Origin of the sequence: Arthrobacter sp. 'calajunan', from assembly GCF_046940185.1 — a bacterium.
Lineage (GTDB): Bacteria > Actinomycetota > Actinomycetes > Actinomycetales > Micrococcaceae > Glutamicibacter > Glutamicibacter soli.
In genome coordinates this window covers 45,232-54,220 of sequence record NZ_JBKZDY010000015.1, presented here as the reverse complement: position 1 = coordinate 54,220, position 8,989 = coordinate 45,232, and the positions used below count along the sequence as shown (strand labels likewise).

The following is an 8,989-nucleotide window of genomic DNA, read 5'->3' as shown; positions in this document are numbered from 1 at the left end:
GGTCATAGCGTGGGGGAAACGCCCGGTCCCATACCGAACCCGGAAGCTAAGGCCCATTGCGCCGATGGTACTGCACTCGTGAGGGTGTGGGAGAGTAGGTCACCGCCGGACTTAACTTGAGAAGTGGAAGGCTCCAACAGTGTTGGGGCCTTCTGCTGTTTAACCGGTGGATCCACCTGGCCGGGACGGCCTGGCTGGATGGCTGGTGCGGTGGGGGAGCGGTGGCTCCCCGTTTTTCTGTTTAAGCGGGGGTTTTCGTTGGTGGCGCGGTGCCCTCTGGGCGGTCTGGGGTGCTGTCCTGCGGCCGGCCCCGTGGGGATGGCGTGGGACAAGGGAAGCGCTGCCGGGGCCGCGGCGCGGTGCGGTTGGCTGCGGAGCGGGGAAGAGCCCGGACCACAACAAAACCGCTGATTTCGAATCGCTAGTCCTTTCACGGCCTTCGTGCTTGCCGCCATTGGGATGAATGGCTCGCAGCGGCAGTGGTGGTAGCAGACTTCACCCATCCTTGCTTCACTGCGTAGTTGTGCTGGCTTTGCCGTTCCTGGGTACATGGCAAACCATCTGCGCTGCCGCTGGCGCGCACCCACGCCGCTCTCAAGCTCCAATCCAGAGCCGGACCGGCATGGATTGCCAGGCGCTGTATCGTGGCCGGAGACTGGCGTCTGAGGCCTTCTGGAAGCTTAGATCGCCAGAAAGCATCTATGGCGAAGGCCACGTTGCCGAAAGAGTTCCTCGATTGGCGCGGAGGGCGGAGATCCTGCTATAGTTATGGAGTTGTCGCAATCGCGAATGACACCGTAGTTTTCCCACGGCCAAGCTGTGTGGGTTAGAGTTACGGCGATCATAGCGTGGGGGAAACGCCCGGTCCCATACCGAACCCGGAAGCTAAGACCCACTGCGCCGATGGTACTGCACTCGGGAGGGTGTGGGAGAGTAGGTCATCGCCGGGCACAATGTGCCGAAGGCCCCGAGATATCTCGGGGCCTTCGATGTTTAACAAGTCGATAAGGGTAGTGAGGCGGCGTCAGCAGCCGCCGGAGATGCCGACGATGACCAAGGGCTCGGATCCTCATGGATCCGAGCCCTTGGTCATGCGTCAGAGTCTTTGTGGACTAGCCAAGTCGTAGACCGGTTTCCGTATCGAACAGGTGCACATGCTGCAGCTTCGGTGCGATGTTCAGCCGCTGGCCACGGGCCGGTGGGGTGCGGCCATCAACGCGGACAACGATGGTCTGCGGGCGGCCTGCCAGCTCGGCGGTTGCGTAGACATAGGCATCGGCGCCAAGCTCTTCGACGACGTCGATGGTGATCTCCACACCCTCGCCTTCGCCAACGAACTCGATGTCTTCAGGTCGGATGCCCAGCGTAGTGCCGCCTGCAGCGCCTGGCGCGCTCAGGACGGTATTGCCGAACTCTACTTGGCCATTGCTCGCTTCCAGCTGCACGAGGTTCATGGCTGGCGAACCGATGAAGCCTGCAACGAAGACGTTGCGCGGACGGTCGTACAGTTCGCGGGGAGTCCCGACCTGCTGCAATTCACCGTCCTTGAGCACCGCGACGCGGTCGCCCATGGTCAGCGCCTCGACCTGGTCGTGGGTCACGTACACGGTGGTGACACCCAGGCGGCGGGTGAGCGACGCGATCTGGGTACGGGTCTGGACCCGCAGCTTGGCATCGAGGTTCGACAGCGGTTCATCCATCAGGAAGACCTGGGGGGAGCGCACGATAGCACGGCCCATGGCCACACGCTGGCGCTGGCCACCGGAGAGGGCCTTCGGCTTGCGGTCTAGATACTGCTCCAGATCGAGAAGCTGCGCGGCTTCCTTCACACGGCGGGCTCGTTCGACCTTGTCGACGCCGGCGATTTTCAGGGCGAAGCCCATGTTCTCGGCGACGGTCATGTGCGGGTAGAGCGCGTAGTTCTGGAAGACCATGGCGATGTCGCGGTCCTTCGGCGGAACGTTGGTCACGTCCTTGTCGCCGATGAGGATGCGGCCGGAGTTGACTTCCTCAAGGCCGGCAAGCATGCGCAGGGTGGTTGACTTGCCGCAACCCGAGGGGCCGACCAGAACCAGGAATTCGCCGTCGGCGATCTCCAGGTCGATTCCGTCGACGGATGGCACAAGAGCGCCCGGGTAAATACGGGTGGCCTTATCAAAGGTCACAGTTGCCATAACGACAATCCTTTCACGGGCAGGTACGTGCCCGACGATCCTAAGTGAAAGTGAATTGGGACACCGTTAGTTTCGCATGAAAATCAAACTTTTCAAAAGGTCCGGGATATCGAACGGGGAATCAATACGCTGCGTCGCCGCCGTGTCCCCGCTGCCGACCTTGATTCCGAGGTCGTTTTCGGTCAGCACCTTGAAGCCGTTTTCATCGGTGACGTCGTCTCCGATGAAGAGCACCGACTGGACATCCAGGGTGCGGCGCAGCCAAGCCAGCGCCTCGCCCTTGTGGGCGTTGAGCACCGAGGCTTCAAGCACCGCCTTGCCCGACATCAGCTTGACGCCCTCCAGCTCCTGCAGCGATTCCAGCGCTTCGGCCATGGCCGTCTGCGCGGCCTGAGGGCTGGCCTGGCGGACATGCAGCACGGTGGCCGAGGGCTTGAATTCCAGGTTCACGTTCTCGTGCCTGTCCGCGATCGCCTGCAGCCGGCCGGTCAGGGTGCCCAGCAGCTGCGTCTGGTCGAGGCTGAGCGGCGCGTCGGACCAGCCGTTCGAGAACTGCTCGGGGACCAGCCGTTCGGCCCCGTGGGACCCGATGCGGATGGCCGGCAGCGGCTCCGGGTACACCTCGGCCAGGGACTGCAGATTGCGTCCGGAGATCACCGCGGTGTAAACGCCGGCCATTCGTCCCAGCTGCTCCACCAGCACGGCGGATTCGGGCAGCGGCCTGGCATCCTGCGGCCGGTCGACCAGCGGTGAGAGCGTTCCATCGAAATCGAGCGCGACCAGCACCCGGGGATGGCGGGCGAAATCCTGCAGCGCAGCGGAGAGCTGCGGCGAAAGAGGTGACACGTGCTTAAGCCATCCTTCGGGGGCGGTAGTTTCGGCGGTTTGCGGCAAGTTAGGTGCGGGCAACATTCTCCTTGGCCGGAACGGATTTCGAGTTGATGTCTGCCAGCTCCGACAGGAAACGATCAGACCAGCCGGCCACGTCGAATTCCTCCAGATGGTGGTTCATGCGCTTCATGCGCTTGGCCTGTTCGGCCTCGTCCATGTTGACTGCCTCCATGATCTTGACCTTCATGCCGTCAATGTCATGGGGGTTGACCAGCACCGACTGGGTCAGCTGGTCGGCGGCGCCGGTGAACTCGGAGAGCACCAGCACGCCCCGCCCGTCCTGGTGGGCTGCCACGTATTCCTTGGCGACCAGGTTCATACCGTCGCGCAAGGCAGTGACCAGCAGGACGTCTGCCGCAAGGTACAGGGAAATCATTTCGCGCAGGGGATAGGAATGGTGCAGGTAGCGCAGCGTAGTGTGGCTGAGCGTATCGTGCTGGCCGGTGATCTGGCCGACCATCAGTTCTACCTGATCGCGCAGTTCCATGTACGAACCGACGTTTTCGCGGCTGGGGCTTGCCACTTGGATCAGGCATACCTCGCCGGCGTGGAGCTGTTCGTCCGCCAGCAGCTCGCCGTAGGCCTTGAGCCGGTGGCGGATACCCTTGGTGTAGTCCAGCCTGTCCACGCCGAGCATGATGGTTTTCGGGTTTCCCAATTCATGCCGGATCTGCGCGGCTCGCGCAATGATCTGCGGATCCCGGGACAGCCGCTGGATCTGTTCATAGTCGATGGAGATCGGGTGGGCGTCGGCGCGGCAGATATTCTGCAGGTCGTTGTCCAAGGAAGGGGTCGCCTCACGTCCCTTGGTTTGGTAGTCCGTGAATCGGCGCAGGCTTCGCAGGAAGTTGGTCGCGTCGGTTTCGCGCTGGAAACCGACCAGGTCGGCACCGGCCAAACCCTGCAAAATCTGCTTGCGCCACGGCAGCTGCGCGAACAAGCTCGCGGCGGGGAAGGGAATATGCAGGAAGAAACCGATCTTGAGGTCAGGACGGGCCAAGCGCAGCAGACGCGGCACTAGTTGCAACTGGTAGTCGTGCACCCACACCGTGGCGTTGGGCGCCGCGATCCGCAGCACCGCGTCGGCAAAGCGCTGGTTGATTTTTTGGTATCTGTCCCACCAGGTGCGGTGGTACGACGGCGGAACGATGACGTCGTGGTAGAGCGGCCACAGAGTCGAGTTCGAGAAACCTTCGTAGTAGAGCTCGAGGTCGTCTTCGCTTAGCGGCACCGGCACCAGATGGATACCGTCCTTGTCGAAGCTGTCCAGCTCTTCATCAATTCCGCCGTGCCAGCCAACCCATGCTCCTTCCGAAGCGGACATGACGGGTTCCAGTGCGGTGACCAGTCCTCCGGGTGCGCGCTGGAATCCCTGGGTGCCGTCCGGGTTTGTGACCCGGTCAACCGGCAAGCGATTGGCAACAACGACGAAGTCGGATGTACTAGCCATGTGGCCATCTTGTATCGAGCTACTCACGACAAACTCCTGGCTTAACCTTCAACCTGCAAACCGGCCGTTTAGCGATCCCCGGATTGGTGCGAATCCCTGCCCTGCAAGTTCATTGACTTATGCCTTGAGCCTAGTGAAATATCAGGGTCAACGGAATTATGTTCAGGATTTACTCCGATAGTGACGTAAACAACCACATTGAACTGGTCAAGCACAGTCGTGTATCGAGGCCTGCCTGATGCAACAATTCCACCGGACGCGCTATGTGGCTTAAGTCCGGGCTTTGGCGGCAATTTGAGGAGTATATGCGCCTCCTGTGAAGGTGCGGGATTATCAATGAACTAGGTAGACCGGGTCCCGGCATTGGCTAAACTTGATTGCAGATGACAGTATTCCGCTGAGCAAGGAACCATTAAATTTATGTCTACGAATAATCCGCGGCCGTCGAAGGCTGAGCGTACGGCAAGCGCCCGCGAGAAGGCTTCGCAGATGCGCGCCGCACAGGAAGCAGCCGCCAAGCGCAAGTCGCTGTTCGTCAAGCTTGGCGTGCTGGGTGCCGTGATCCTTGTGATCGCCCTGGTAGTTACCCTGATCGTGCAGAACAACAATGCCAAGGTTGCCGATTCCGGCGCCGTTCCTGCGGGCGGCAACGCCGCTGGCGGCATTCTGGTCACTTCCCCGACCACCCTGGGTGAGCGCACCGTGGAGAATGTCGACGTGAAGTCCCTCGAAGTCCCTGCCCAGCAACCGGCAACCCCGGAACCCCGCGACCTGACCGTGGGGAAAAAGGGCGAACCGGTCAATATCACCATGTACGCCGACGTGAATTGCGTCCACTGCGCGGACTTCGAGGCCACCTATGGCCCGCAGATCAACGAGTGGCTGGCGGCCGGCGACATCACCGTGGACTACCGCAACGTCGGATACCTCGACGGCGGCTCGCCGACCAACTTCTCCTCGCGCGGTGCCAACGCGCTGGCCTGCGTTGCCAACGACAACCCGGCAGCGTACATGCCATTCGTGACCGCGATCTGGGGCCACTACCAGCAGGGTGAAATGAAGAACGCCCAGCTGGCCGAGATGGCGATCGCCGCCGGTGCCAGCGACAAGGTCACCAGCTGCATCGAAGACGGCACCTTCCGTCCGTTCGTCCAGTACACGACCGACGTGGCCAAGTACGACGGCGTAAGCGGCACCCCGACCTTGGTGGTCCAGGGCAAGGTCCTGGATCTGGCCAAGGACGATTTCCCGACCGTGGTGAACGCAGCCATCGAGGCGAACAAGAAGTAAATCCGCTCGGGTCGGCGGAGAACGGATGCGGATCGGGTAGAATTCCATATTGATCTCGCGCCAAGACCGGAGGGGAGAAAGCCAGCGACGGCTTTCTCCCCTCCGGCATTTAAAACGGCGACGGGCTCAATTCGCACAGTGGCTGGGTTCTCCGATATTCTTATGCGGTACGCCCCCTTAGCTCAGCTGGCCAGAGCGTCTGTCTTGTAAACTGAAGGTCATCGGTTCGAATCCGGTAGGGGGCTCGAACAAATCCTCGGAGTTCTGCATGAGTGCAGGTCTTCCGGGGATTTTTTGCTGACTGCGGCTTTTCCCGGCTCGCCGGTGCCGGTCCGAACTCGGCAAACGTGCCTAACCACTCGCTGGAAGTTGGATGAAATCGGGCGTGGACCACGTCGTCCTCGGTAAAATTGGACCAAAGGTATTTTCCCGTGCGCGGATCCGCGCGACCGGGGACCACAATTACAAGGAGACCAATCATGGCCGGTGGCCTAGTAGCCCTGCTGGATGATGTAGCCGCGCTGGTCAAGGTCACGGCCGCGTCGCTGGACGACATCGCGCTCGGAGCGGCCAAGGCCAGCACCAAAGCCATGGGCGTGGTGATTGACGACGCTGCGGTCACCCCGCAGTACGTCGACGGAATTTCTCCCAAGCGCGAGCTGCCGATCATCTGGAAGATCGCGGTCGGTTCCATCCGCAACAAGCTGCTGTTCATCCTGCCGGCCATCTTGCTGCTGTCCACTTTCCTTCCCTGGGCGCTCACCCCGATCCTCATGATCGGCGGCGCCTACCTGGTGTTCGAAGGCGCGGAGAAGATCCTCGAGGCCATCGGGCTGATCGGCCATCACGGCGCCGCCGAGGACGGCAAGGTCCGCGACGAAAAGGTGATCATCGGCTCGGCGACGCGCACCGACTTCGTGCTCTCGGCCGAGATCATGGTGATCTCGCTCAACGAGGTGGCCCACGAACCGTTCCTGACCCGGGCGCTGATCCTGGTCGCGGTGGCTTTCCTGATGACCGTCCTCGTGTACGGGGCCGTGGGCCTGATCGTGAAGATGGACGACATCGGCCTGGTGCTGGCCCAGAAGCAGCGCCAGTTCTCGCAGAAGCTCGGCCGCGGCCTGGTCAAGGGCATGCCGATCGTGATGTCGGTGCTGAGCAAGGTCGGCGTGGTCGCGATGCTCTGGGTCGGCGGGCACCTGTTGCTGACCGGCATGGACGAGCTGGGCTGGCACGCGCCGTACGGTTTCGTGCACCACGTCGAGATGCTGGTCCACGACGCCTCCGGTGCCGCCGGGGGCGTGCTGGGGTGGCTGGTCAACACCGCTTTCTCCTGCTTGGCCGGACTGATTATCGGCTCGTTGCTGACAGTCGTCATCCTCGGGATCAAGAAGCTGCTGGGCAAGAACAAGCCGGCCGCGGCGCACTAGCTATTGCCGCCGCGCAGCGTGCGTAGAATTATTGGATCGCCTCCGAAGGCCAAGCTCCTCGGCCCGGCCATTCTGTCCGGATGCCATGGAAAGATCGATGTGTGTTGAGTAGAGAACAGACCAAGCAGGACCCCGCAGGGCGCCACGCCCGCGGTGCGTACTTCACTCCGGAACCCGTCGCACGCTTCATGGCCCAGTGGGCGCTGGGCGAGCACGGGCACCGGGTGCTTGAGCCTTCCTGCGGCGAGGCGCAGTTCCTCGCCGCCGCGCATGACATCGTGGACGACGGCCGCGGCTCGGTGGAGCTGTTCGGCATCGAGCTGCACGAGCCCTCGGTGCAGGCAGCCCGTGCGGTGCTGGACCGGCAGGGTGCCGCCGCGCAGATCACCCACGCGAATTTCTTCCATGTCGCCGGGAGCCATGACATGGACGCGGTGATCGGCAACCCGCCCTATGTGCGCTACCAGCTGCACCGCGGCGAGGATCGGAAGCTCTCCCGTGCCGCGGCCCGCGAAGCCGGCGTCGAGCTCAACGAGCTTGCCAGCATCTGGGCGGCCTTCGTGGTGCATGCCACCAGCTTCCTGGCTCCGGGCGCGCGCATGGCCCTGGTGCTGCCGGCCGAGCTGATGTTCGTGAACTATGCGGCCCCGGTGCGCCGGATGCTGCTCGAACGCTTCGAGCGGGTGCACCTGGCGGTCTTCGAGGAACGGCTGTTCGCCGACGCGCAGGAGGAAGTGGTGCTGCTGCTGGCCGAAGGCTACGGCCAGGGCTCCAGCACCGCGCTGCGCCTGCACCAGTTCCGCAACGCCGCGGACCTCGACCGGTTGGGCGAGGGCATCGAGCACACCCCGGCCAGCACCTCGGAGCGCTGGACCGGATCGCTGGTCGGCCTCGAAGCGCAGGGCGTGCTGGAGCAGTCCCTGGCCGCGGGCCGTTTCGCGCCGCTGCAGAGCTGGGGCGAGACCTCGCTGGGCGCGGTGACCGGCAACAACAAGTGGTTCACGCTCTCCCCGGCCCAGGTGAGCGAGCTGGGCTTGGCCCCCGAGGACCTGGTGCGCATCTCGCCTCCGGGTTCCCGGCACCTGCGCGGCCTGGAACTGGACAACGAGCAGTGGGAGCGCCTCGGTGCCCATGGCAGCGCCACCTACCTGTTCCGGCCCGCCGCGCAGCCTTCTGCGGCCGGGCACCGGATGGTTGACGCCGGGCAGGTACTGGCGGTGGACAGCGCCTACAAGTGCCGGGTGCGCAGCCCCTGGTGGCGGGTGCCGCTCTTGTCGGTGCCGGACCTGTTCATGACCTACATGAACGCCGACACCCCGCGGCTGACCGCCAACGAAGCCGCGGTGCACCACATCAACTCGATCCACGGCGTCTACCTGGGCGCCGACGTGCGCGGGCTCGGGCGCGAGCTGCTGCCGCTGGCCTCGCTGAATACGCTGAGCATGCTCGGCGCTGAAATGGTGGGACGCTCCTATGGCGGCGGAATCCTGAAGCTCGAGCCGCGCGAAGCGGACCGGCTTCCGGTGCCTTCGGCCCCGGCAGTGGCGGCCCATGCCCCGGCGTTGCGCGAGATCAAGGACCAGGTGCGCGAGCATTTGGCCCACGGCCGCAAGGTCGAAGCCACCGCGCTGGTCGACGGGATTGTCCTTGAACAGCTGCTGGGCCTGGATCCCGCAGCCATCGCCGCGGTGCACCAGGCCCGCGCCGACATGTTGGATCGCCGGAAGGCACGAAGTAAGACGGTGAAAAACTAG

The 8,989-nt window shown here is 63.3% G+C and carries 6 protein-coding genes, 1 tRNA gene and 2 rRNA genes; 6 read left to right on the top strand and 3 right to left on the bottom strand.

What is annotated here, in order from left to right:
- A 5S ribosomal RNA gene (gene rrf, locus RF641_RS16600) occupies nt 1-111 on the top strand; the annotation flags it as partial.
- Nucleotides 112-833: 722 nt separating this feature from the next.
- Nucleotides 834-950, top strand: a 5S ribosomal RNA gene (rrf, locus tag RF641_RS16595).
- Between the two features lie 162 nt (nt 951-1,112).
- Here rrf (RF641_RS16595) and RF641_RS16590 read toward each other — a convergent pair.
- The 3 genes from RF641_RS16590 to RF641_RS16580 all read right to left on the bottom strand — a co-directional run bounded on the left by RF641_RS16590 (nt 1,113) and on the right by RF641_RS16580 (nt 4,515).
- Nucleotides 1,113-2,174, bottom strand: coding sequence for an ABC transporter ATP-binding protein (locus RF641_RS16590; RefSeq protein ID WP_120990185.1), 1,062 nt, complete (start codon nt 2,172-2,174; stop codon nt 1,113-1,115).
- 66 nt (nt 2,175-2,240) lie between these two features.
- Complete coding sequence (gene otsB / locus RF641_RS16585; protein ID WP_424573654.1) at nt 2,241-3,020, bottom strand: trehalose-phosphatase; 780 nt, start codon at nt 3,018-3,020, stop codon at nt 2,241-2,243.
- Between the two features lie 49 nt (nt 3,021-3,069).
- Complete coding sequence (locus tag RF641_RS16580) at nt 3,070-4,515, bottom strand: alpha,alpha-trehalose-phosphate synthase (UDP-forming) (protein WP_047118268.1); 1,446 nt, start codon at nt 4,513-4,515, stop codon at nt 3,070-3,072.
- 420 nt (nt 4,516-4,935) lie between these two features.
- Between RF641_RS16580 and RF641_RS16575 the strand changes: the two genes are divergently transcribed.
- From RF641_RS16575 to RF641_RS16560, 4 genes are all read left to right on the top strand, one after another.
- Nucleotides 4,936-5,805, top strand: a complete 870-nt coding sequence (locus RF641_RS16575; protein WP_047118269.1) for a DsbA family protein — start codon at nt 4,936-4,938, stop codon at nt 5,803-5,805.
- A 171-nt stretch (nt 5,806-5,976) separates the two neighbouring features.
- Nucleotides 5,977-6,050 (top strand) — tRNA-Thr (locus RF641_RS16570).
- A 234-nt stretch (nt 6,051-6,284) separates the two neighbouring features.
- Nucleotides 6,285-7,235, top strand: coding sequence for a DUF808 domain-containing protein (locus tag RF641_RS16565; protein ID WP_424573653.1), 951 nt, complete (start codon nt 6,285-6,287; stop codon nt 7,233-7,235).
- 101 nt (nt 7,236-7,336) lie between these two features.
- On the top strand, nt 7,337-8,989 hold the full coding sequence (locus RF641_RS16560) for an HsdM family class I SAM-dependent methyltransferase (protein WP_424573652.1): 1,653 nt from the start codon (nt 7,337-7,339) through the stop codon (nt 8,987-8,989).

Coding starts and splice junctions, on each gene's coding strand:
- RF641_RS16590 (WP_120990185.1), bottom strand. CDS start 2,174: ATGGCAACTGTGACCTTTGATAAGGCCACCCGTATTTACCCGGGCGCT.
- RF641_RS16575 (WP_047118269.1), top strand. CDS start 4,936: ATGTCTACGAATAATCCGCGGCCGTCGAAGGCTGAGCGTACGGCAAGC.
- RF641_RS16565 (WP_424573653.1), top strand. CDS start 6,285: ATGGCCGGTGGCCTAGTAGCCCTGCTGGATGATGTAGCCGCGCTGGTC.
- RF641_RS16580 (WP_047118268.1), bottom strand. CDS start 4,515: ATGGCTAGTACATCCGACTTCGTCGTTGTTGCCAATCGCTTGCCGGTT.